The sequence below is a fragment of the Streptomyces sp. NPDC050418 genome, assembly GCF_044458745.1.
Lineage (GTDB): Bacteria > Actinomycetota > Actinomycetes > Streptomycetales > Streptomycetaceae > Streptomyces.
The window spans coordinates 56,847-78,840 of the sequence record NZ_JBITIG010000013.1; the positions used below are offsets into that span (position 1 = coordinate 56,847).

Sequence of the window (21,994 nt, forward strand, 5' to 3'; positions counted from 1 at the left end):
TCGAGCACGGTTGCCCGAATGCCACCCGGCCACCCGTATGCATCTGGTATGCGCCGAACGGGTGGCCTTCAACCGCTACTCGGGTACCGGAACGGCAACGTCCCGTGCTGCGTCCGGGCCCTGTTCGAGCAGGACCGCGAAGCCTTCCTCGTTCAGAACCGGCACCTTCACCTGCATCGCCTTGTCATATTTCGAACCAGGGTTGTCGCCGACCACAACAAAGGACGTCTTCTTCGAAACCGAACCGGTCACCTTCGCGCCGCGGCTCTGCAGCGCCTCTTTCGCGCCATCCCGGGTGTGGTGCTGCAGCGTTCCCGTGACGACGACGGTGAGACCTTCGAGCGGCCGCGGGCCCTCGTCCTCGCCGCCTTCCTCCTCCATGCGGACCCCGGCGTCGCGCCACTTGCGGAGGATCTCGCGGTGCCAGTCCTGCGCGAACCACTGCTTGAGCGCGGCGGCGATCGTCGGACCGACGCCGTCGGTGCCCGCCAGCTCCTCCTCGGTGGCCTGCTCGATCCGCTCCAGGGAACGGAACTCGCGGGCGAGCGCCTGCGCGGCGACCGGGCCGACGTGCCGGATCGACAGACCGTTGATGATCCGGGCCAGCGGGCTGTCCTTGGCCTTCGCGATGTTCTCCAGGAGCGCCACCGCGTTCTTCTTCGGCTCGCCCTTCTGGTTGGCGAAGACCGTGACGATCTTCTCCTCGCCCGTCTTCGGATCCCGCTTGGGCAGACCGCTGTCCTTGTCCAGGACATACGCCTTGATGGGGAGCAGGTCCTCCATCGTGAGGTCGAAGAGATCGCCCTCGTCCACCAGCGGCGGCGTCGCCGGTTCGAGCGGACCGGTCAGCGCGGCCGCGACCACCCCGCCGAAGTGCTCGATGTCCAGGCACTCACGGCCCGCGAGGAAGGTGACGCGCTCCCTCAACTGGGCCGGACACGTCCGCGCGTTGGGGCAGCGCAGATCGATGTCGCCCTCCTTCATGGGCCGCAGCTCCGTGCCGCACTCGGGGCACTCGGCGGGCATCACGAACTCCCGCTCGCTGCCGTCGCGCAGATCGACCACCGGGCCGAGGATCTCCGGGATCACGTCGCCGGCCTTGCGCAGCACCACGGTGTCCCCGATGAGGACGCCCTTGGCCTTGACGACCTCCTGGTTGTGCAGCGTGGCGAACTCGACCTCGGACCCCGCCACGTGCACCGGCTGCACCTGCGCGTACGGGGTCACCCGGCCGGTGCGCCCGACGCCGACCAGGATGTCGACCAGCTTGGTGTTGACCTCCTCCGGCGGGTACTTCCACGCGATGGCCCAGCGCGGGGCGCGCGCCGTGGAGCCGAGCCGGCCCTGCAGCGGGATCTCGTCGAGCTTGACGACCACGCCGTCGATCTCGTGCTCCACCGAGTGACGGTTCTCGCCGAAGTACGCGATGAACTCCCGTACGCCGTCGAGGCCGTCCACGACCTTGTTGTGCTGCGCGGTCGGCAGCCCCCACTCGTGCAGCAGCGCGTACGCCTCGGAGAGACGGCTGATCTCCAGGCCCTCCCGCGCGCCGATGCCGTGCACGACCATGTGCAGCGGGAGGGTGGCGGTGACCTTGGGGTCCTTCTGGCGCAGCGAGCCGGAGGCGGAGTTGCGGGGGTTGCGGTAGGGCTCCAGACCGGCTTCCACACGGCGCGCGTTGAGCTCTTCGAACCCTTCCACCGGGAAGTACACCTCACCGCGGATCTCGACGAGATCCGGGATGCGGCTGCCCTTCAGACGGTCCGGGATGTCGGAGATCGTACGGACGTTGGGCGTGATGTCCTCGCCCTCGCGGCCGTTGCCCCGCGTGGCCGCGCGCGTCAGCCGCCCCTTCTCGTACGTGAGGTTGACGGCCAGACCGTCGACCTTGAGCTCGCACAGGAAGTGGTAGTCGGTGGTCCCGACATCGCTCGCCACGCGGGCCGCCCAGGCGGCGAGCTCCTCGTCGTCGAAGGCGTTGTCGAGCGAGAGCATGCGCTCGCGGTGCTCGACCGTGGCGAAGTCCGTCCGGTAGTCCCCGGCCACCTTCTGGGTGGGCGAGTCGGGCGTACGCAGCTCCGGGTACTCGTCCTCCAGCGCTTCCAGCGACCGCAGCAGCTTGTCGAACTCCGCGTCGCTGACGACCGGTTGGTCCTTCACGTAATAACGGAAGCGGTGCTCCTCGATCTGCTCCGCGACCTGCGCATGCCGCTCCCGCGCCTCGGCGGGCACCGATGACGTGCCGCCTGCCTGCTCCGAGCCGACCATCGTGTGTCCTCCCACGCCCGTAAAAAGCCAGTCCCCGTTGGTCTTTCCTGCTGCATCACCGAGCGCCCGCCGTCACTCCGGGTGGTCCGCCAGCGAACGCGCCGCCGCGACGCAGTGGGCGAGCGCCTTGCGGGCGTACGCGGGCGAAGCCCCCGCAAGTCCGCACGACGGCGTGACCACGACCGATTCCGCGAGCGATCCCGGATTCAGGCCGAGCCTGCGCCACAGCGTCCTGACACCCATGACGTTACTGGCCGGGTCCGACAATGCGGCGTCGGTGGACGGCACGACTCCGGCGAACAGCTGCAGACCCGCCTCGACGCCCTCGCCGATCGGCTCCTCGTCACGCTCGGTGAGCAGCGCGGCGTCGAACGAGACCCCGGCGACGCCCGCGCGGCGCAACAGGTTGAAGGGGACGTCCGGCGCGCAGGTGTGCACGATCGACGGGCCGTCGTGCGCCTCGATCAGGCCGCGCAGCGTGGACTCGACGACCTGGCGGTCCACGGCGCGGTGGGTGCGGTAGCCGCTCGCCGTCCTGATCCGGCCGCGCAGTACGGCGGTGAGCGAGGGCTCGTCCAGCTGGAGCACGATCCGGGCGCCGGGGATGCGGCGGCGTACGTCGGCGAGGTGCTCGGTGAGGCCCTCCCGCAGAGAGCCCGCGAGGTCGCGGCAGGCGCCCGGGTCGGACAGCGCCGATTCCCCGTTCCGCAGCTCGACGGCGGCGGCGAGGGTCCAGGGCCCGACGGCCTGGATCTTCAGCGGACCCTCGTATCCCTGGGTGAACTCCTCCAGGGCGTCGAGGTCCTCGCCGAGCCAGGACCAGGCGCGGCGGGTGTCGCGCCCCGGCCGGTCGCCGAAGCGCCAGCCGCTGGGCTCCACGCGGGCGTACATCTCGACGAGGAGGCCCAGGGTGCGGCCGATCATGTCGGCGCCCGGGCCCCTCGCGGGGAGCTCGGGCAGGAACGGGAAGTCCTCGAAGGTGCCGGCGGCGGTCTTCGCGGCCTCGCGGGCGTCGGTGCCGGGCATGGACCCGACACCGGTGGCCGGGGCCCAGGTACGCGTTTGGTTCACCACGGAAGGGTAAGTGGTGGGGCTCCGGCCCGCGGCGCCCTACCGTCGCGGCCGCACCTGCCCTACCGTCCCGGCCGCACCGAGAGGTCGGTGATCTCCGCGTCGCGCGGCAGGTCGATCGCCGTCAGGACCGCGGTCGCCACCGACTCCGGGTCGATCCAGCGCGAGGGGTCGTACTCCTTGCCCTCCTGCTGGTGGACCTTCGCCTGCATGGGGCTGGTGGTCCGGCCGGGGTAGACCGTCGTGACCCGTACGCCGTTGGGCTTCTCCTCGTGGCGGAGCGAGTCCGCGAGGGCCTTGAGGCCGTGCTTGGAGGCCGCGTACGCCGACCAGTCGGCGTGGGCGGCGAGACCGGCGCCCGAGTTCACGAAGAGCACATGGCCCTGGGTGAGGCGGAGTTGGGGCAGGAAGTGGCGGGTGAGCTCGGCGGGGGCGATGAGGTTGACGTCGAGCTGGGCGCGCCAGATCTTCGGGGTCAGCTCACCGACGGGGCCGAGGTCCACGATGCCCGCGATGTGCAGCAGCGTGTCCACGCGGTCCGGCAGCGACTGGTGCGAGAACGCCCAGGAGAGCCGGTCGGGTTCGGCGAGGTCGCCGACGAGGGTCCGCGCACCGGGGTACCGGTCGGCGAGCTCCTTGGCACGGGCCGCGTTGCGTGCGAGCAGCACGAGCTCGTCCCCGCGTGCGTGCAGCCGCGCCGCGACGGCCGCTCCGATGCCCGAGCCCGCTCCGGTGATCACGTGTGTAGCCATGGGCTCATCGTGCCAGCACCGCACCGGGCTCCGGTGTCACACCCCCGGCGTACGGTGGGGCCCATGAACATCTGCGTCTTCCTCTCCGCCGCCGACCTGGACGAGCGCTACACCGGCCCGGCCCGCGAGTTCGCCGAGCTCCTCGGCAAGCGCGGGCACACCCTGGTGTGGGGCGGCAGCGACGTCGGTCTGATGAAGGTCGTGGCGGACGGGGTACAGGAGGCGGGCGGCAGCCTGCTCGGCGTCTCCGTCGGCTTCCTGGCCGCGAAGGCGCGCCCGGTGACCGCTCCGGACGAGATGGTCGTGACCCGCGATCTCGCCGAGCGCAAGGCACTGCTCCTGGAGAAGGCCGACGCCGTGGTCATCATGGTCGGCGGTACGGGGACGCTGGACGAGGCCACCGAGATCCTGGAGCTGAAGAAGCACGGCAAGGCCACGCAGCCGGTCGTGCTGCTCAACACCGCCGGTTTCTACGACGGGTTGAAGGCACAGTTCCGGCGGATGGAGGACGAGGGCTTCCTGCCCGTCCCGCTGACCGACCTGGTGTTCTTCGCCGAGGAACCGGCCGCGGCGCTCGCGTACCTGGAGAGCTGACCCGCATCCGGTCACTGCCGGGTGCGCCGGACGCCGTCCGGCGCGCGCTCCGAGGAACCGTTTGAAGATTTTTTCGCGTACGGCGATGAGTTCCGGTGAGCGCCGGAGTCTGCACCGTCATGGACACCCTTGGAAAAGTTCTGTCGAACGACGGAACCCCCATCGCCTACGAGCGGTTCGGCTCGGGCGGCCCGGTCGTGATCCTCGTCAGCGGCGCCCTGTGCACGGGCAACGCGGAGGACGGACCGCTCGCCGAGCGGCTCGCGGCACTGGGCTGCACCGCCGTGACGTACGACCGCAGAGGCCGTGGCAACAGCGGCGACACCCTGCCGTACGCCATCGCCCGTGAGGTCGACGACATCGCCGCGGTGATCGAGTCGGTCGGCGGCAGGGCGGCGCTGCACGGCAATTCCTCGGGGGCCGCGCTCGCCTTCGAGGCGGCGGCGAGCGGGGTTCCTGTCAGCCATGTGTCGGGCTACGAACCGCCGTTGACGCTCGACGAAATCGGCGTCGCGGCCCGCCAGGAGCAGGCGGACCAGCTGCGGGCCCTGCTCGCCGAGGGCCTGCGCGGGGCCGCCGTGGAGCACTTCATCTCCGGCACCGGCGCACCGCCCGAGGTGATCGCGCAATTGCGGCGCTCACCTCTGTGGGCCGAGTGGGAGGCGCTCGCCCCGACGATCGCGTACGACTATGCGGTGCTCGGCGACAGCCTGGTGCCCGTCGACCGGATCTCGCAGATCGACGCCCCGCTCCTCGTGGTCAACGGTGCGGCGAGCTTCGAGTGGATGGGTGAGTCGGCGGCGCTGGTCGCGCGCTCGGCGCGTGCGGGCCGCCACCTCACGCTCGACGGGCAGACGCACATGGTGGACCCGGATGTGCTGGCCCCGGTGCTCGCCGGGTTCTACGCCAACGCTTAGCCGGGTCCGTACGGCGAGGGGGGCTCAGACCCCTGCCGTGGCACGCGTGGTGGCGGAGATCGTGGCCGAGCCCACCACGCGCGTGCCGTCGTACAGCACGACCGCCTGACCGGGCGCGACTCCGCGCACGGGCTCGTCGAACGTGACCCGCAGCTCGCCGTCCACGAGCCCGGCGGTCACCGGCGTCTCGTCGCCGTGCGCCCGCAGCTGGGCCGTGTAGCGCCCCTCGCCGACGGGGGCGCTGCCGCACCAGCGGGGCTTGATCGCGGTGAGCGCGGTGACGTCGAGCGCGGCCACCGGGCCGACCGTGACGGTGTTGTCGACGGGCGAGATGTCCAGCACATAGCGCGGCTTCCCGTCCGGGGCCGGGGTGCCGATCCGCAGGCCCTTGCGCTGCCCGATCGTGAAGCCGTACGCACCCTCGTGCGTGCCGACCTTCTCCCCCGACTCGTCGACGATGTCGCCCTCGGCCTTGCCGAGGCGGCCGGCGAGGAAGCCCTGGGTGTCGCCGTCGGCGATGAAGCAGATGTCGTGGCTGTCGGGCTTCTTGGCGACCGCGAGCCCGCGGCGCTCGGCCTCGGCACGGATCTCGTCCTTGGTGGTGACGGTGTCGCCGAGCGGGAAGAGTGCGTGCGCCAGCTGCTTGTCGTCGAGGACGCCGAGCACGTACGACTGGTCTTTGGCCATGTCGGAGGCGCGGTGCAGCTCGCGCCTGCCGTCCTCGTCGGTGATCACCTGCGCGTAGTGGCCGGTGGCAACGGCGTCGAAGCCGAGGGCGAGCGCCTTGTCGAGCAGCGCGGCGAACTTGATCTTCTCGTTGCAGCGCAGGCAGGGGTTGGGGGTGCGCCCGGCCTCGTACTCGGCGATGAAGTCCTCGACGACGTCCTCGCGGAAGCGCTCGGCGAGATCCCACACATAGAAGGGGATGCCGATGACGTCGGCGGCGCGGCGGGCGTCGCGCGAGTCCTCGATGGTGCAGCAGCCGCGGGCGCCGGTGCGGAACGACTGCGGGTTCGCCGAGAGCGCCAGGTGGACCCCGGTCACATCGTGGCCCGCTTCGGCGGCGCGGGCGGCGGCGACGGCGGAATCGACCCCGCCGGACATGGCGGCGAGGACGCGGAGGCGGCGGGGCTCGGCAGAAGTCTCAGTCATAACCCCTCCAGGGTAAGCCGGAACCAATGGCGGTCCTCCACCCGTTTGTACGTACGGAGATCGAGATCTCCTCGGCACGGAGATCAACGGAGATCAGCGGAACGGACGGGGGTGGCCGTGGGCCAGGACAAGACCACGGGCGGCAAGGGCGGGGACAAGGGCGTCCCGCGCCGCGGGCTGCTCGTCGCCGCGGGCACGGCCGTCGCGGCCGGGGTCACCGCGCTCGCGTTCCGCGATGAGCTCGGGCGGCTGTGGTGGCAGATCCCGGGCGTCGACAAGCAGCGCACCGAGGGGGATGTGGACCAGCCGGGGGCGCGCTGGGTGGCGGCCTCGGCGGCGAATCTGCGGCTCGCGGACCGGCCGGCGGACTACGAGATCGACCGGATCGTCATCCATGTCACCGAGGGCAGCTATGCCACGGCGATCCGGGTCTTCCGCGATCCGGGGCACGCGGCGGCCGCGCACTATGTGATCCGCGCGAAGGACGGCGAGATCACACAGATGGCGCGGGAGCTCGATGTCGCCTTCCACGCGGGCAACCGCTCGTACAACGAGCACAGCGTCGGCATCGAGCACGAGGGCTTCGTGGACCGGCCGGCGTCATTCACGAAGGTGATGTACGAGGCCTCGGCCCGCCTGGCCGCGGACATCTGCGCGCGCTATGACATACCGATCGACCGCAAGCACATCGTCGGGCACAACGAGGTCCCGGGCGCCACGCACACGGACCCGGGTCCGCACTGGGACTGGGACCGGTACATGGAGCTGGTCAAGCGGGCGGCGAACCGGCCGAAGTCGAAGGAGACGACCGCGGCGGCGCGGTAGGCGCCGGGAGTGCGGAAGCTCCCGGTAGGCGCCGGGAAGGTCTCAGCTGAGCCCGGCCGCCCGCGCGCGCTCCACCGCCGGGCCGATCGCCTTCGCGACCGCGTCCACATCCGCGCGGGTCGAGGTGTGGCCGAGCGAGAAGCGCAGGGTGCCGCGGGCCAGGTCGGGGTCGGTGCCGGTGGCGAGCAGGACGTGGCTGGGCTGGGCGATCCCGGCCGTGCAGGCGGAGCCGGTGGAGCAGGCGATGCCCTGGGCGTCGAGCAGCAGGAGCAGGGAGTCGCCCTCGCAGCCGGGGAAGGTGAAGTGGGCGTTGGCCGGGAGGCGGTCCACGGGATCGCCGCCGAGGATCGCGTCCGGTACGGCCGTTTGGACGGCCTCCACGAGGGCGTCCCGCAGACCGCCGATCTCCTCGGCGAACCGGGCGCGCCCCTCGACGGCGGTGTGCGCGGCCACGGCGAAGGCGGCCGCGGCCGGGACGTCGAGGGTGCCGGAGCGGACCTGCCGCTCCTGGCCGCCGCCGTGCAGGACGGGCACGGGGGTCTGGTCGCGGCCGAGCAGCAGGGCGCCGATGCCGTACGGGCCGCCGATCTTGTGGCCGCTGACGGTCATCGCGGCGAGGCCCGACGCGGCGAAGTCGACGTCGAGCTGGCCGACGGCCTGGACGGCATCGGAGTGCAGCGGGATGCCGAACTCGGCGGCGGCGTCGGCGAGTTCGCGTACGGCCATCACCGTGCCGATCTCGTTGTTCGCCCACATGACCGTGGCGAGGGCCACGTCGTCGGGGTTGCGCGCGATGGCCTCGCGCAGGGCCTCGGGGTGCACCCGGCCGTAGGCGTCGACCGGCAGGTACTCGACGGTCGCGCCCTCGTGCTCGGCCAGCCAGTGCACGGCGTCGAGGACGGCGTGGTGCTCGACAGGGCTCGCAAGGACGCGGGTGCGGGCCGGGTCGGCGTCGCGGCGGGCCCAGTACAGGCCCTTCACGGCGAGGTTGTCGGCCTCGGTGCCGCCGGAGGTCAGGACGACTTCGCTCGGCCGTGCGCCCAGGGCCAGCGCAAGCGTCTCGCGGGCCTCCTCGACGGTGCGGCGGGCCTGGCGGCCGGCGGCGTGCAGCGCGGAGGCATTGCCGACGGCGGCGAGCTGGGCGGTCATCGCCTCGATGGCTTCCGGCAGCATCGGGGTCGTGGCGGCGTGGTCGAGGTAAGCCATGGTGCGTTGATTCTACGAGGCGGGGGGTGGGGGTCCGGTGCGCTGGGGTGGGGCGGGGTGTGTGGGTGGCACGCCGGCCGGGCCGACAGCCGGCCACAGTAGCCTCGGCGGATGGACGATCACTGGGAGCTCGGCCGTACGTTCGACAGCAGGGCCGGGGAAGTCCGGTGGGATGTGCTCGGGGACGAGGGTGCTCTGCCCGTCGTTCTCGTGCACGGGACGCCCTTCTCCTCGTACGTGTGGCGTGACATCGCCCGCGCGCTCGGTGCGGGCCGTCGTGTGTACGTGTGGGATCTGCCGGGGTACGGCGCCTCCGCGATGTACGACGGGCAGGATGTGAGCCTCGCCTCACAGGGGCGGGTGTTCGAGGAGTTGCTCGCGTACTGGGGGCTCGACGCTCCCGCCGTCGTCGCTCATGACTTCGGTGGGTGTGTGGCGCTGCGGGCCCTGCTGCTCGAAGGGGCGCGGTACGGGCGGCTCGTGCTGGTCGACCCGGTGGCGCTGGCTCCCTGGGGCTCCCCCACGTACCGGCTGCTCGGGGCGCATCCGGACGTCTTCGGTCAGCTGCCGCCGCAGCTCCATGAGGCACTCGTGCGCACCTACGTGGCGAGCGCCTCTCACCGCGGGCTGCATCCGGATGTGCTCGACCGGCTTGTCGCGCCCTGGTGCACCGAGGCGGGGCGGCCCGCGTTCTACCGGCAGATCGCGCAGAACGACCAGCGGTTCACCGATGAGATCCAGGGGCGGTACGGGGAGTTGGAACTGCCCGTCCTGATCTGCTGGGGCACCGAGGACAGTTGGATCCCCGTGGCGAGGGGACACGAGCTCGCCGCCGCCGTTCCCGGGGCGCGGCTGCGGCTGATCGAGGGCGCGGGGCACCTCGTACAGGAAGATGCGCCCGCTCGGCTCGCTGCCGAGATCGGGCGCTTCCTCGCCGTGTGAGAAAGAGGGGGCTCAGCGGCCCAGCGGTGTGCGGGCCAGCTGGCGGGACTGGGCGACCAGGCGGTCGGCGCTGTCCCAGATCTCGGCGTCCTCCTCCAGGAAGCCGCCGGCCAGGTTGCGCGTGGAGATGGCGACCCGCAGCGGGCCCGGGGCGGGGCGGCAGCGGATGTGGACGGTGAGTTCGACCGTGGGGACCCAGCCCTGGATGCCGAGCTCGAAGGCCGTCGGCGGGAGGGCGTCGACCGCGAGGAGCAGGGAGAGCGGGTCGGCGTCGCGGCCGTCGGCGAGGCCGAACCAGGAGCGCATCTCGCCCTTGCCGGACGGGGCGCCGAGTGCCCAGCCGAGCGTGGCCGGGTCGAGCTTCAGCCAGAGGCGGTCGGTGATCGCCGTGCTGCCCTTGATCGGGGTGGGCGCGTCCTGCGGGCCGAAGCACTGGTCCACGGGCGGGATCGTGGGCTGCGCGGCCGTGGTGCGGACGTCGTCCGGCAGCGCGTCGAGGTCGCCGTACGAGGCGATGGCGCGGATGCGCTCGACCTCGCGGCCCTCCTCGTCGTACTGGAAGAGCGAGGCCTGGCCGGTGGAGAGGGTGCGGCCGCTGCGTATCGTCTCCGTGCGGATGACCGCCGGGCCCGGCTGGGACGCGGTCAGATAGTGCGCGGAGATCGTGAACGGGTCGGAGTGCGGCAGCGCCTCACCGAGGGCGCGGCCCAGGACGGCGAGGAGATAGCCGCCGTTGACGGCGTTGATGATCGTCCAGCCGGCGGAGAGTTCGGCGTCGTAGACCCCGGGTTCGCGCAGGGTCACCGCGGTGTCGCGGTCGAACTCGCTGTCGCCGATGGTGGCCTGTGCCGACGTTCCCTGGGTCATGCGATGTACGGTACATCAGCTTACTACTGAGCGGTAGCTTTGTAGTGGCGGAGGCTCGGACCACCGGGAAGCCCGGCAGCTCAGGCCTCCTCCTCGCGGGCGCGCGAGCGCCGGTTCCAGGCGCGCGGCGCCCGCCAGTGGAAGTGCATCGCGAGCAGCCGGAGCACGAACGCCGTGACGACCGCGGTGCCCATGGTGAGGGAATTGAGCACGTCGTAGCGGATGCAGAGCACGACCATGCCCGCGCCGACCATCGCGGGGACGGCATAGAGGTCGCGGTCCCAGCGCAGCAGCGACGGGACCTCGTTGGCGAGGACGTCGCGCAGCACGCCGCCGCCCACCGCTGTCGCCAGGCCGAGGGCCGCCGACGAGGTCAGGCCGAGCCCGTACTCGTACGCCTTCGTCGTGCCCGTGACGCAGAACAGGCCGAGGCCCGCCGCGTCGAAGATGTTCACCGCGCCGTTGATCCGCTCGACCTCGGGGTGCAGGAAGAAGACGAGGGCGGCGGCGAAGAGCGGGGTGACGAAGTAGCCGAGGTCCGTGAACGCGGCGGGCGGTACGGCGCCGATCATCAGGTCGCGGAAGAGACCGCCGCCGAGGGCGGTGACCTCCGCGACCACGGCGATGCCGAAGACGTCGAAGTTCTTGCGCACGGCCAGGAGCGCGCCGGAGATCGCGAAGACGAAGATCCCGGCGATGTCGAGGCCATGTTGGACGGAGGGGGTGAAGAGGTCTTGCAGCACGGTTCATTGTGACGTGTGGTGCGCCCCGCTCCCGCCAGGTCAGCCCCCCGGTGTCTTGTCCACCGCGGGGGTGCCCGCGAGCGGTGCGGTGTCGGCGGGTGCCTGGTCGGGCGCGTTCTCCGGGTGGTGGCAGGCCACGCGGTGCGCGGGGCCCAGCTCGACCAGGGGCGGCTCGGCGGACTTGCAGATCGCGGTGGCCTTCCAGCAGCGCGTGTAGAAACGGCAGCCGGAGGGCGGGGCGATCGGCGAGGGGACGTCGCCGCGCAGCAGGATCCTGTTGTTGCGGGCGGAGCGGCGGCGCGGATCGGGCACCGGGACGGCCGAGAGCAGGGCCTTGGTGTACGGGTGCATCGGGGTCTCGTACAGCGGCTGCCGGCCGGACAGTTCGACGATCTTGCCGAGGTACATGACCGCGATGCGGTCGGAGACATGGCGGATGACCGACAGATCGTGGGCGATGATCACGTACGTGAGCCCCAGCTCGTCCTGGAGGTCGTCGAGCAGGTTGACCACCTGGGCCTGGATCGAGACGTCGAGCGCGGAGACCGGTTCGTCGGCGACGACGAGGCGGGGTTTGAGGGCCAGGGCGCGGGCGATGCCGATGCGCTGGCGCTGGCCGCCGGAGAATTCGTGCGGGTAGCGGTTGTAGTGCTCGGGGTTGAGGCCGACCAGCGAGAGCATGTCCTGGACGCTCTTCTTCAGACCGCCCTCGGGGGTCACGCCCTGCAGCCGGAACGGGGCGCCGACGATCGTGCCGATCGTGTGCCGCGGGTTCAGGGACGAGTACGGGTCCTGGAAGATCATCTGGATGTCGCGGCGCAGCGGCCGCATCCCGCCCACCGAGAGATGGGTGATGTCGCGGCCCTCGAACTCGATCCGGCCGCGGGTCGGTTCGAGCAGCCGGGTGATCAGCCGGCCCATGGTGGACTTGCCGCAGCCCGACTCCCCCACGACGCCGAGGGTTTCCCCGGCGCGTACATCGAAGGAGATGCCGTCGACGGCCTGCACGGCGCCGACCGTGCGCTGCAGCACGCCCTTCTTGATGGGGAAGTGCTTCACCAGACCGTCCACCTTGAGCAGCGGCTCGGACGCAGAAAGATCAGTCACAGCTTCGGCTCGACCTCCTCGGTCCAGATCCGGGTCCGCTCCTGCTGCGTCAGATGGCAGGCGGTGTAGTGCTCGCTGCCCACCTCGCGCAGCTCCGGGCGTACGGTGCGGGTCGCGTTCTCGGCGGGCACGTCCGCGTACGGGCAGCGCGGGTGGAACGGGCAGCCGTCCGGCACGTTGATCAGGCTGGGCGGGGCGCCCTGCACGGGCACGAGGCGCTCGGTCTGGTCCCGGTCGATCCGCGGCATCGAGCCGAGCAGGCCCCAGGTGTACGGGTGCTGCGGCGCGTCGAAGATCTGCTCGGCCGTGCCGCGCTCCACGCAGCGGCCCGCGTACATGACGAGGAGGTCGTCGGCCATCTCGGCGACCACTCCGAGGTCATGGGTGATGACGATGACGGCCGAACCGAACTCCTTCTGCAGATCGCGGATCAGATCGAGGATCTGCGCCTGCACGGTGACGTCGAGCGCGGTCGTGGGCTCGTCGGCGATGAGCAGTTCGGGATTGTTGACCAGCGCCATCGCGATCATCACGCGCTGGCGCATCCCGCCGGAGAACTCGTGCGGATAGCCGGAGTAGCGCTTGCGCGGTTCGGGGATGCCGACGCGGTCGAGCATGTCGGTCGTGCGGGCCTTCGCCACCGCCCGGGAGACCGGGTGGTGGACGCGGTACGCCTCGGCGATCTGGGCGCCCACCGTGTAGTACGGGTGCAGCGCCGAGAGCGGGTCCTGGAAGATCATGGCCATCTTGCGGCCGCGCTGACGGCGGACGAAGTCCTCGCCCGCGGTGATCAGTTCGTCGTCGTCCAGCCAGATCTCACCGGAGATCCGGGCCCGTTTCGTGCGGTGCAGGCCCATGATGCCGAGGGAGGTCACGGACTTGCCGGAGCCGGACTCGCCGACGATGCCGAGGGTTCGGCCACGGCGTACATCGAAGGAGATGCCGTCGACGGACCGGACCACGCCGTCGTCCGTGTCGAAGTGGATGCGCAGATCGCGGACCGAGAGGAAGACCTCGGACGCGGTACGCGGCGACGGCACCGACGGGCGGCCCACGGTGGATTCGAGTTCGCTCACGAGTACCTCACCCTGGGGTCGATGGCCGCGTACAACAGGTCCACGATCAGGTTGCAGAAGACGATGAAGAAGGCGGCGACGAGCGTGACCCCCATGACGATGGGCAGATCGCTGTCCCTGACGGCCTGCACCGCGTAGGCGCCCATGCCCTGCAGCGAGAAGACCTGTTCGGTGATGATCGCGCCGCCGAGCAGCAGACCGAAGTCCATACCGAAGATCGTGACGATCGGAGTGAGGGCGGCGCGCAGGCCGTGCTTGGTGACGACCTTGGATTCCCGCAGGCCCTTGGCGCGGGCCGTGCGGATGTAGTCCTCGCTCATCGTCTCCAGCATTCCGGCGCGGGTGAGGCGGGCGTAGAGCGCGGAGTAGAGGAAGGCGAGGGAGCACCACGGGATGATCAGGTTCCAGAACCATTCGCCGGGGTCCTCGGTGATCGGGATGTAGTCGACGCTCTCCCAGATCTGCCACTGCGAGGTGAAGAGCGCGAGGCCGAGCAGACCGGTGAAGAAGATGGGGAGCGAGACGCCGAGCAGCGCCACGGTCATCGCGAGCCGGTCCACGAACGTGCCGCGTTTGAGGGCCGAGATCACACCGATGGTGACGCCGGAGACCAGCCACAGGACGGCCGCGCCGATCGCGAGGGACAGGGTGACCGGGATGCGCTGGGTGATCTCGGGCCAGACCTCCACGTGCGTACGGAAGGAGTAGCCGAAGCAGGGCGCGTTGCAGACCGAGGCGTCGGGGCCGAACTTGTACTCGGCGCCCACGAAGATCGCCTTGATGAAGTCGGCGTACTGCACGATCAGCGGCTGGTCGAGGCCGAGGTTCTGTTTGACGGCGGCGACGGACTCGACGTTGGCGTCCTTGCCCACGTACTGCACGGCGAGTTCGTCGACGGACTGGCCGCCCAGACGCGGGACCAGGAAGAAGATCGCGAAGGTGACGGCGCTGACGACGAGCAGCAGCAGCACGGCGGCGATCAGACGGCGGATGAGATAGGCGGTCACGGTGGCACGGCGCGGGCGCCGCCGGACCGGGTGTCACCCCGGCCCGGCGGACGCCGATGCCTTCACCTGCCTTTCCTTCAATCCCTTGTACGGATGGGGAGTTGGCGGGTGCCGGGCTACTTCTTGTCCGTGCCGATCAGCAAGTAGTCGTACATCCCCAGATAGGCCTGGGTGACGGTGACGTTCGTTGCCGAGTCCGGGCGGTAGAGCAGGTTCTTGCGGTAGATCAGCGGGACCGCGGAGGCCGTCTCCATGACGAGCTTGTCGACCTCGCCCCACTGCTTGGTGCGCGCCGCGGCGTCGGTCATGCCGATGCCGTCAGCCAGGGCCTGGTTGACCTTCGGGTCGTCCAGCTCCATCAGGTTGTTGCCGCCGGAGGGCTTGATCGCGGAACCGTTGACGATCTGGTCGAGGAAGCCGAAGCCGGTCGGCCAGTCGGCGCCCCAGGCCATCATCATCAGGCCGAGCTTCTTCTCGTGGACGTAACTCGGGTTGCCCGCGAAGTTGGCGAAGTACTTGCCCGACGGGAACTGCACGATCTCCGCCCGGATCCCGACCTTCTCCAGGGAGGCCTTGACCGCGGTGGCCATGGAGATCTCGTCGGGGCGGTCGGAGCGCGCGGAGAGCTTCGTCGTGAAGCCGTCCGGCTGACCGCACTTCTCCAGGTGCTCCTTGGCCTTGGCCTCGTCGCCCTTGCTGCCCTCGGTCTCGTACATGTCGTACTTCACATAGCCGTTGACCGTCGGCGGCAGCATCGTGGAGGCCACGTCGCCCTTGGTGTCGCCGCCGAGCGCCTGCTGCACGGAGGCCTTGTCGATGGCGTACTGGACGGCCTTGCGGCACTCGATGTTGTCGAAGGGCGCGACCTTCGTCGACATCGCCAGATAGGTCAGCGCGCCGGCGTAGGAGTTGTCGGTCTTGGCCTTCTCGGAGCTCTTGGTCAGCACCTTCGGCTGCGTCTTGGTCTGCAGTCCGGTGCCCGCCGCGTCCACGGTGATCTGGTCGTTGAGCAGATGCTGGTCGACGGTGGTCGGGTTGACCTTGAACTTGATCTCGATCCGGTCGGGGAGCGCCGGGCGGATCGGGTCGGTCTTCTTGTCCCACTCCTTGTTGCGGACGAGGACGGCGTTACGGCCCTCGTTGTACGACTCGAACTGGTACGGCCCGGAGGAGACGATCTTCTTGACGTACTCCGCGCCCGTGTCCGCCTTCTGCGGCACCGGCATCGTCTGCGAGAACGTCGCCAGGTAGTCGAAGTCCGCGAAGGGCTTGTTGAGTTTGAAGACGATCGTGTGGTCGTCCGGTGTCTCGATGGACGCGATGCCCTCGGGACTCTTGTCCTTGTACGGGCCCTTGTACTTCTCGCCGCCCTCCAGATAGGCCTTGAAGTACGTCGGCCCGTTGGAGAGGGCCTCCGGCGCGAAGTTGGAGCGCTCGATGGCGTACTTGACGTCCTTCGAGGTGATCTCGGTCCCGTCCTGGAACTTGATGCCTTCGCGTAACTCGTACGTCCAGGTCTTGGCGTCCGCGCTCGGCTTGCCCAGGGACTTGGCGAGGTCCGGCACGATCTTCAGGCCGTCGGTGCCGGCGGCCGGGGTGAACGAGGTGAGCGAACGGCCGTACAGGCGCGAGAAGTTCTGCACCCAGCCGTAGTACGTGTTGCCCGGGTCGAGCGAGTCGGGCACGTCGGAGTGCTCGAAGGTGACCGTGCCGCCCTTCGCCGAGGACTCGTTGACGACCGCTTCGAGCGCGGCGTCGGCGACGGCCTTCTTGCCGCTGGGGTTCTTGCCGCCGTCATCGTCGTCGGAGCCGCCGCACGCGGAGGCGGTGAGTGCTAGGGCGAACGCCGCCGCGAGAACGGCCGTCGCTTTCTTGGTCTTCATGCTGAGGCTGCCTCCTGAGTCGCTGCCTACGGCTGATGAGTGCGCTGGGACAGGACGGGCCGGGAGAGCGCGGAGTCACTTGCTCCGTGGGTCCAGTGCGTCGCGCAGCCCGTCCCCGAGCAGGTTGAACGCGAGAACGGTGATGAAGATCGCCAGGCCGGGCACGAACATGTACTGCAGATCCGCCTCATAGCGGTCGGCGGCATCGGTGAGCATGCCGCCCCACGAGGCCTGCGGCGGGGCGATGCCCACGCCGAGGAAGCTGAGTGCGGCCTCGAAGAGGATGTTGACCGGGATGAGCAGCGTCGCGTACACGAGGATCGGCGCGACCAGGTTGGGCATCAGCTCGCGGAAGATGATGAACGGGCCGCGCGCGCCGAGCGAGCGCGACGCCTCCACGAACTCGCGTTCCCGCAGGCTCATCGTCTGGGCCCGGACGATCCGGCCGATGTACGGCCAGGCGAAGAAGCCGATGACGAAGATCAGTACCGCGATCCGCAGCGGGAGCCCCGTCAGCCCCCAGAATCCGTCCTGCACCGAGGCGGAGAGCGAAATCGCGAACAGGAGCAGCGGGAAGGCGAGGAACGTGTCCATCAGACGGCTGACAACGCTGTCGACCCAGCCGCCGTAGTACCCCGCGATCACCCCGAGGATCACTCCGATCGTCACGGAGAGCAGAGTCGCCCCCACCGCGACGAGCAGCGAGACCCATGAACCCTCGATCACGCGGGCGAGCAGATCACGCCCGAATCCGGGGTCGACACCGAGCGGATGCTCCCAGCTCATCCCGCCCCAGGCGCCCTTGGGTGCCTGCAGCGCCGGGTCGACCAGGTCCTGGTTGAACTTGTTGGGATCCAGGTCGAAGACCGCCTGGATCGGTTTGGCCAGAGCCGCCATGAGCACGAGACCCACCACGACGATGCCGCCGGCCACCGCCGCCTTGTCGCGCTTGAACCGGGTCCAGGCGATCTGACCGAGCGAACGGCCCTCGATCTGACTGCGCGCGGCTCCGGCGAGCACGGCTTCCGGCTGCGCCTCGGCGCTCGCCGCTGTGGTTTCCATGGGTGCGGTCACGTGCGTCGGACCTCCTCCACGCCTGGTGGTGCGGTCTCCTGCCTCACGGAGTGTTCATTGTGATCTAGATCACGCGCCAGGGGCGGGCCGGGAAGTTTGCGCAACCGTAATTCCTGTGCTGGGAGCACCGGTTGGGCGCAAAGGTGCCGTGAGCAGCAGGAAGCCCCCGGGAGTTGTCCCGGGGGCTTCCTGCTGTGCCGGACCGCGCCGACGAGGCGCGAGGGTGTTATGCGCCCTGCGTGGAGGCGTCCGTGTCGGAGGCGGTGGCGTCGGAGGCGTCCGTGTCCGAGGCGTCCGTGTCGGAGGCGGTGGCTGCTTCCGCTTCGGCTTCCGCTTCCGCTTCGGCGTCGGCTTCCGGCTTGGCCCCGGCCTCCGCATCGTGCGCCTCGACCTTGGCCTTCGCCTCGGCCGACTTGGCCACGGCGTCGTCGACGTCGGCCGTCTCCGTACGCGCGGCGGGAACCACGGCCGCACCCGACGCGCCGATCTGCAGCACGCCGGACTCGATGTCCTCCACGAAGTGGCAGGCCACGCGGTGTCCGTCGCCGACCTCCCGCAGCTGCGGGCGGTCCTCCTTGCACTTGGGCTGGGCCCAGGGGCAGCGGGTGTGGAAACGGCAGCCGGTGGGCGGGTTGGCGGGCGAGGGCAGGTCGCCCGTGAGCAGGATGCGCTCGCGGGCCTCCTCGACCACCGGGTCCGGGATCGGCACGGCCGACATCAGCGCCTTGGTGTACGGGTGCTTCGGCTCCGCGTACAGCGCGTCGGACGGCGCCTCCTCCACCAGCGAGCCCAGGTACATCACGCCGATGACATCGGAGATATGCCGGACGACCGCGAGGTCGTGGGCGATGACGACGTACGTCAGGCCCAGCTCGTCCTGGAGCTCGTCGAGGAGGTTGACCACCTGCGCCTGGATCGACACGTCGAGCGCGGAGACCGGCTCGTCGCAGATGATCACGTCCGGTTCGAGGACCAGCGCGCGGGCGATGCCGATGCGCTGACGCTGACCGCCCGAGAATTCGTGCGGGTAGCGCGACAGCGCGTTGGACGGCAGACCCACCTTGGCGAGGATCGCGCGGATCTTCTCGCGGCGCTCCTCCTGGTTGGCGCCGATCCCGTGCGCGGCCATGCCCTCGGAGAGGATCGACTCGATGTTCTGGCGCGGGTTGAGGCTGCCCAGCGGGTCCTGGAAGACCATCTGGAGCCGGCGCCGCTTCTCGCGCATCTCCTCGTCGGAGAGCTTCGCCAGGTCCGTACCGTCCAGGACGACCTCACCGCTGGTGATGTCGACCAGACGCAGGACCGCGCGCCCGAGGGTGGTCTTGCCGCAGCCCGACTCACCGACGAGACCGTACGTCTGACCGGCCTCGACCTTCAGGGAGATGCCGTCGACCGCGTACACGTAACCGACCGTGCGGTCGAAGAGCAGGCCCTTCTTGATGGGGAAGTGGACCTTGACGTCGTTCAGTTCGAGCAGGCTCATGCGGTGGTCCTCCCCTGTGCCGTCGCGCCCGCGCCGTCACTGTCCAGGGTTGCGATCTCGACCGGTTCCCGGACGGGGTTGACGCAGCGGACCTGGTGGTCGGCCGCGGCGGGCTCGGTCAGGGCGGGAGTGCCGGTCAGGCACTCCATCGTGTAGTAGTCGCAGCGCGGGGCGAAGGCGCAGCCCTCGGCCCAGGCGATGCGGTCGTTGATGGACCCGCGGATCGGCTTGAGCGGCTCGCCGCGCGGCGCGTCGAGCCGCGGGATCGATTCGAGCAGGCCGTGCGCGTACGGGTGCATCGGGTGGGCGAACAGCTCGTGGCGGTCCGCGGATTCCACCACCTTGCCCGCGTACAGCACATTGACCTGGTCGCACAGGCCGGCGACGACACCCAGGTCGTGGGTGATCATCAGCAGCGCGGTGCCCTCCTCGTCCACCAGCTCCTTGAGGAGCTCCAGGATCTGCGCCTGGATGGTGACGTCGAGGGCGGTGGTCGGCTCGTCCGCGATCAGCAGGCGCGGGGCACACGCGACAGCCATGGCGATCAGCGCGCGCTGGCGCATACCGCCGGAGAGCTGGTGCGGGTACTCCTTGAGCCGGCGGGTCGGGTCCGGGATGCCCACGCGGTCCAGCAGGTGCGCCGCTTCCTTGCGGGCGGCTTCGCCCTTGAGGCCGCGGTGCCGCTGCAGGATCTCGGTGACCTGGACGCCGATCGGCACGACCGGGTTCAGCGAGGACAGCGGGTCCTGGAAGATCATCGCGAGCTGGCTGCCGCGCATGTCCCGCAGTTCGCGCTGGCTCATGGTCAGCAGGTTGTTGCCGTCGAAGTCGGCGCGGCCGTCGAGCTTGACGCCCTTGCTCGGCAGCAGGCCCATGAGCGCGAGCGAGGTCACGGACTTGCCGCAGCCCGACTCGCCCACGAGGCCCACGACCTGGCCCTGGTCGACGTCGAAGGAGACGCCGTCGACCGCCTTGGACTCGCGGCCGGCGCCGCCGAAGGTGACGGAGAGTTCGTCAACGGAAAGCAGTGCCATGGCAGATCAGCCTCGCAACTTCGGGTCGAGCGCTTCCCGCATGGCCTCGCCGAGGAGCGTGAAGCCGAGGGCGGTGATGATGATGCCGACCGCCGGGTAGATCGCCATCATGGGCGCGTTCTCGAAGACCCGCTGCGCCTGGGCCAGCATGACGCCCCACTCGGGGACGGACGGGTCCGGGTTGCCGAGTCCCAGGTAGGACAGGGCCGCGGCCTCGATGATCGCGGTGGCGAGCGAGAGCGTCGCCTGGACGATCACGGGGCTGAGCGAGTTCGGCAGGATGTTCGTGACGACGATCCGGCGCTTGCGGATACCGAGCGACTTCGCCGCCAGGACGTAGTCCTTGCCGCCCTGGGCGAGCATCGAACCGCGCAGCAGACGCGCGAAGATGGGGATCTGCACGACACCGACGGCGATCATCACGGTGGTCAGGGACTGGCCCATGACGGCCGCGATGGAGACCGCGAGGAGCAGCGACGGCAGCGCCAGCATCATGTCGACGATGCGCATGATGAAGGTGTCGATCTTCTGGCCGACCTTGCCGCCGAGCGTCGCGGCCGCGCCGGAGGCGCCGCCGATGACGGCACCGACGATCAGGCCGATCAGCATCGAGACGACACCGACGAGGAGGGTCTGGCGGGCGCCGACCAGGAAGCGCGAGAACTCGTCGCGCCCCAGGTGGTCGAGTCCGAACCAGTTCCCGCTGCGCGGGGTGTCGATGAACTGCCCCTGGTTGGGCCGGATGTCGCCCTTCCAGGTCAGTGCCGTGGGGCTGTGCGGGGCGACCCACGGGCCGATCACGGACACCACGATGAAGATCGCGATGATGACAGCGCCGATGACGGCCATCTTGTTCGTCTTCAGACGACGGAAGGCCTCACGCCACAGGCTGGAACCGCTCGTGGTCTCGTTCTTCGCCGTGAGTTCGGCCAGCCGGTCGATCTTGGCGGCTTTGGTGCTGGTGGTCATGTCAGTGCACCCGCACTCTCGGGTCGATGAGGCTGTACGCAAGGTCGACCAGGAGGTTGATCAAGACGTAGACCATCGCGATGAACATGATGAAGCCGACGAGTACGGGGTAGTCGCGTCCGTCGATCGCAGTGCGGATGAAGGAGCCGATGCCGCCGAAGCTGAACACCGACTCGGTGAGCACGGCCCCGGAGAGCAGCGAGCCGGTCAGCAGACCGATCGCGGTGATGACGGGCAGCAGGGCGTTGCGCAGGATGTGCCGGCCGCGGACGACGCGCTGCTCGAGACCCTTGGAGACGGCGGTACGGATGTAGTCCTCGCCGACGACTTCGAGCACGCTGGCCCGGGTCATGCGCACGATCACCGCGAGCGGGATCGAGGCCAGGGTGATGGCGGGCAGCACCAAGTGCATGATCGCGTCCCAGGTGGCGTCGAACTCACCTGTGAGGAGGCCGTCCAAGGTCGCGAATCCGGTGACCTCCGTCGCGTTGAGGCCCGTGCTGAGGCGTCCGTACGACGGGAAGATGCCCAGCTCGACCGAGAAGATCCCGCGCAGGATCATCGCGAGGAAGAAGACCGGGATGCAGATGCCGACCAGCGAGCCGGAGACGCTGGCCACGTCGAGCCAGCCACCGCGCTTGCGGGCGGCGAGGTAGCCGAGCGGCACACCGACGATCACGGCGATGATCATGGCGGCGATGGAGAGTTCGACGGTCGCCGGGAAGCGCAGCGTGAACTCGTCCCAGACCGGCTGGCCGGTCTGCGTGGAGGTGCCGAGGTCGAGCTCGGCGATGCGCTTGAGGAAGCGCCAGTACTGGACGTACACGGGCTGGTCGAGGCCCAACGCCCTGTTGATGCGCGCCACATCGGCTTCGGTCGCCCGCTCGCCCAGGATCGCTGAGGCGGGTCCGCCGGGCAGTCGGTTCAGCCACAGGAAGAGCAGAACCGACAGGCCGAGCAGGGTGGGTATGAGCTGTAGCAGTCTGCGTATGACAAGTCGCAACACCCCGCGTGCCCCTTTCTA

General features: G+C 69.9%; 20 protein-coding genes. 4 read left to right on the plus strand and 16 right to left on the minus strand.

Annotated features, from left to right (window positions below; translation table 11 throughout):
* Positions 1-75 precede the first annotated feature (75 nt).
* The 3 genes from ligA to ACIBI4_RS28550 all read right to left on the minus strand — a co-directional run bounded on the left by ligA (position 76) and on the right by ACIBI4_RS28550 (position 4,091).
* Complete coding sequence (gene ligA, locus ACIBI4_RS28540; RefSeq protein ID WP_399206979.1) at positions 76-2,268, minus strand: NAD-dependent DNA ligase LigA; 2,193 nt, start codon at positions 2,266-2,268, stop codon at positions 76-78.
* A gap of 72 nt (positions 2,269-2,340) precedes the next feature.
* Positions 2,341-3,339: a methionine synthase gene (locus tag ACIBI4_RS28545; RefSeq protein WP_399206980.1), complete on the minus strand. Its 999-nt coding sequence runs from the start codon at positions 3,337-3,339 to the stop codon at positions 2,341-2,343.
* Between the two features lie 62 nt (positions 3,340-3,401).
* Positions 3,402-4,091 carry an SDR family oxidoreductase gene (locus tag ACIBI4_RS28550; RefSeq protein WP_399206981.1) on the minus strand — a complete coding sequence of 230 codons (690 nt, stop codon included), beginning with the start codon at positions 4,089-4,091 and terminating at the stop codon, positions 3,402-3,404.
* Between the two features lie 63 nt (positions 4,092-4,154).
* On the opposite strand from ACIBI4_RS28550, the gene ACIBI4_RS28555 reads away from it, so the two are divergent.
* Together ACIBI4_RS28555 and ACIBI4_RS28560 are read left to right on the plus strand one after the other, a co-directional pair.
* A complete protein-coding gene (locus ACIBI4_RS28555; RefSeq protein ID WP_399206982.1) occupies positions 4,155-4,685 on the plus strand; it encodes a TIGR00730 family Rossman fold protein in 531 nt (176 codons plus the stop codon).
* A 119-nt stretch (positions 4,686-4,804) separates the two neighbouring features.
* Positions 4,805-5,602, plus strand: a complete 798-nt coding sequence (locus tag ACIBI4_RS28560) for an alpha/beta fold hydrolase (protein WP_399206983.1) — start codon at positions 4,805-4,807, stop codon at positions 5,600-5,602.
* A 24-nt stretch (positions 5,603-5,626) separates the two neighbouring features.
* Here ACIBI4_RS28560 and mnmA read toward each other — a convergent pair whose 3' ends face one another.
* A complete protein-coding gene (gene mnmA / locus ACIBI4_RS28565; protein WP_399206984.1) occupies positions 5,627-6,754 on the minus strand; it encodes a tRNA 2-thiouridine(34) synthase MnmA in 1,128 nt (375 codons plus the stop codon).
* A 117-nt stretch (positions 6,755-6,871) separates the two neighbouring features.
* On the opposite strand from mnmA, the gene ACIBI4_RS28570 reads away from it, so the two are divergent.
* On the plus strand, positions 6,872-7,579 hold the full coding sequence (locus ACIBI4_RS28570; RefSeq protein ID WP_399206985.1) for an N-acetylmuramoyl-L-alanine amidase: 708 nt from the start codon (positions 6,872-6,874) through the stop codon (positions 7,577-7,579).
* Positions 7,580-7,621: 42 nt separating this feature from the next.
* Here the strand turns inward: ACIBI4_RS28570 and ACIBI4_RS28575 are convergent, their stop codons facing one another.
* Positions 7,622-8,785, minus strand: coding sequence for a cysteine desulfurase family protein (locus ACIBI4_RS28575; protein ID WP_399206986.1), 1,164 nt, complete (start codon positions 8,783-8,785; stop codon positions 7,622-7,624).
* Positions 8,786-8,896: 111 nt separating this feature from the next.
* Between ACIBI4_RS28575 and ACIBI4_RS28580 the strand changes: the two genes are divergently transcribed.
* Positions 8,897-9,727, plus strand: coding sequence for an alpha/beta fold hydrolase (locus ACIBI4_RS28580; RefSeq protein ID WP_399206987.1), 831 nt, complete (start codon positions 8,897-8,899; stop codon positions 9,725-9,727).
* Positions 9,728-9,739: 12 nt separating this feature from the next.
* Here ACIBI4_RS28580 and ACIBI4_RS28585 read toward each other — a convergent pair whose 3' ends face one another.
* The 11 genes from ACIBI4_RS28585 to ACIBI4_RS28635 all read right to left on the minus strand — a co-directional run bounded on the left by ACIBI4_RS28585 (position 9,740) and on the right by ACIBI4_RS28635 (position 21,976).
* Complete coding sequence (locus ACIBI4_RS28585) at positions 9,740-10,594, minus strand: thioesterase family protein (RefSeq protein WP_399206988.1); 855 nt, start codon at positions 10,592-10,594, stop codon at positions 9,740-9,742.
* 80 nt (positions 10,595-10,674) lie between these two features.
* Positions 10,675-11,337, minus strand: coding sequence for a trimeric intracellular cation channel family protein (locus tag ACIBI4_RS28590; protein WP_399206989.1), 663 nt, complete (start codon positions 11,335-11,337; stop codon positions 10,675-10,677).
* A gap of 39 nt (positions 11,338-11,376) precedes the next feature.
* Positions 11,377-12,444 (minus strand): ABC transporter ATP-binding protein, encoded by a 1,068-nt coding sequence (locus tag ACIBI4_RS28595; RefSeq protein WP_399206990.1) that lies wholly within the window; start codon positions 12,442-12,444, stop codon positions 11,377-11,379.
* A complete protein-coding gene (locus ACIBI4_RS28600; RefSeq protein WP_399206991.1) occupies positions 12,441-13,520 on the minus strand; it encodes an ABC transporter ATP-binding protein in 1,080 nt (359 codons plus the stop codon). Before ACIBI4_RS28600 ends, ACIBI4_RS28595 begins: the two co-directional genes overlap by 4 nt.
* Positions 13,517-14,527, minus strand: coding sequence for an ABC transporter permease (locus ACIBI4_RS28605; RefSeq protein ID WP_399206992.1), 1,011 nt, complete (start codon positions 14,525-14,527; stop codon positions 13,517-13,519). Before ACIBI4_RS28605 ends, ACIBI4_RS28600 begins: the two co-directional genes overlap by 4 nt.
* A gap of 116 nt (positions 14,528-14,643) precedes the next feature.
* Positions 14,644-16,410 (minus strand): ABC transporter substrate-binding protein, encoded by a 1,767-nt coding sequence (locus ACIBI4_RS28610; protein ID WP_399206993.1) that lies wholly within the window; start codon positions 16,408-16,410, stop codon positions 14,644-14,646.
* Between the two features lie 75 nt (positions 16,411-16,485).
* Complete coding sequence (locus ACIBI4_RS28615; protein ID WP_399206994.1) at positions 16,486-17,484, minus strand: ABC transporter permease; 999 nt, start codon at positions 17,482-17,484, stop codon at positions 16,486-16,488.
* 226 nt (positions 17,485-17,710) lie between these two features.
* Positions 17,711-18,967: an ABC transporter ATP-binding protein gene (locus ACIBI4_RS28620; RefSeq protein WP_399206995.1), complete on the minus strand. Its 1,257-nt coding sequence runs from the start codon at positions 18,965-18,967 to the stop codon at positions 17,711-17,713.
* The gene (locus tag ACIBI4_RS28625) at positions 18,964-20,001 is read right to left on the minus strand and encodes an ABC transporter ATP-binding protein (protein WP_399206996.1); all 1,038 of its coding nucleotides are present in this window, start codon (positions 19,999-20,001) and stop codon (positions 18,964-18,966) included. Before ACIBI4_RS28625 ends, ACIBI4_RS28620 begins: the two co-directional genes overlap by 4 nt.
* A 6-nt stretch (positions 20,002-20,007) precedes the next feature.
* Positions 20,008-20,970, minus strand: coding sequence for an ABC transporter permease (locus tag ACIBI4_RS28630; protein WP_399206997.1), 963 nt, complete (start codon positions 20,968-20,970; stop codon positions 20,008-20,010).
* A gap of 1 nt (position 20,971) precedes the next feature.
* On the minus strand, positions 20,972-21,976 hold the full coding sequence (locus ACIBI4_RS28635; RefSeq protein WP_399206998.1) for an ABC transporter permease: 1,005 nt from the start codon (positions 21,974-21,976) through the stop codon (positions 20,972-20,974).
* Positions 21,977-21,994: the final 18 nt, after the last annotated feature.

Excerpts from the sequence above, each read along its gene's own strand:
- ACIBI4_RS28575 (WP_399206986.1), bottom strand. The coding sequence starts at position 8,785 with ATGGCTTACCTCGACCACGCCGCCACGACCCCGATGCTGCCGGAAGCC.
- ACIBI4_RS28560 (WP_399206983.1), top strand. The coding sequence starts at position 4,805 with ATGGACACCCTTGGAAAAGTTCTGTCGAACGACGGAACCCCCATCGCC.
- ACIBI4_RS28550 (WP_399206981.1), bottom strand. The coding sequence starts at position 4,091 with ATGGCTACACACGTGATCACCGGAGCGGGCTCGGGCATCGGAGCGGCC.
- mnmA (WP_399206984.1), bottom strand. The coding sequence starts at position 6,754 with ATGACTGAGACTTCTGCCGAGCCCCGCCGCCTCCGCGTCCTCGCCGCC.
- ACIBI4_RS28610 (WP_399206993.1), bottom strand. The coding sequence starts at position 16,410 with ATGAAGACCAAGAAAGCGACGGCCGTTCTCGCGGCGGCGTTCGCCCTA.
- ligA (WP_399206979.1), bottom strand. The coding sequence starts at position 2,268 with ATGGTCGGCTCGGAGCAGGCAGGCGGCACGTCATCGGTGCCCGCCGAG.
- ACIBI4_RS28580 (WP_399206987.1), top strand. The coding sequence starts at position 8,897 with ATGGACGATCACTGGGAGCTCGGCCGTACGTTCGACAGCAGGGCCGGG.
- ACIBI4_RS28585 (WP_399206988.1), bottom strand. The coding sequence starts at position 10,594 with ATGACCCAGGGAACGTCGGCACAGGCCACCATCGGCGACAGCGAGTTC.
- ACIBI4_RS28620 (WP_399206995.1), bottom strand. The coding sequence starts at position 18,967 with ATGAGCCTGCTCGAACTGAACGACGTCAAGGTCCACTTCCCCATCAAG.
- ACIBI4_RS28630 (WP_399206997.1), bottom strand. The coding sequence starts at position 20,970 with ATGACCACCAGCACCAAAGCCGCCAAGATCGACCGGCTGGCCGAACTC.
- ACIBI4_RS28555 (WP_399206982.1), top strand. The coding sequence starts at position 4,155 with ATGAACATCTGCGTCTTCCTCTCCGCCGCCGACCTGGACGAGCGCTAC.
- ACIBI4_RS28625 (WP_399206996.1), bottom strand. The coding sequence starts at position 20,001 with ATGGCACTGCTTTCCGTTGACGAACTCTCCGTCACCTTCGGCGGCGCC.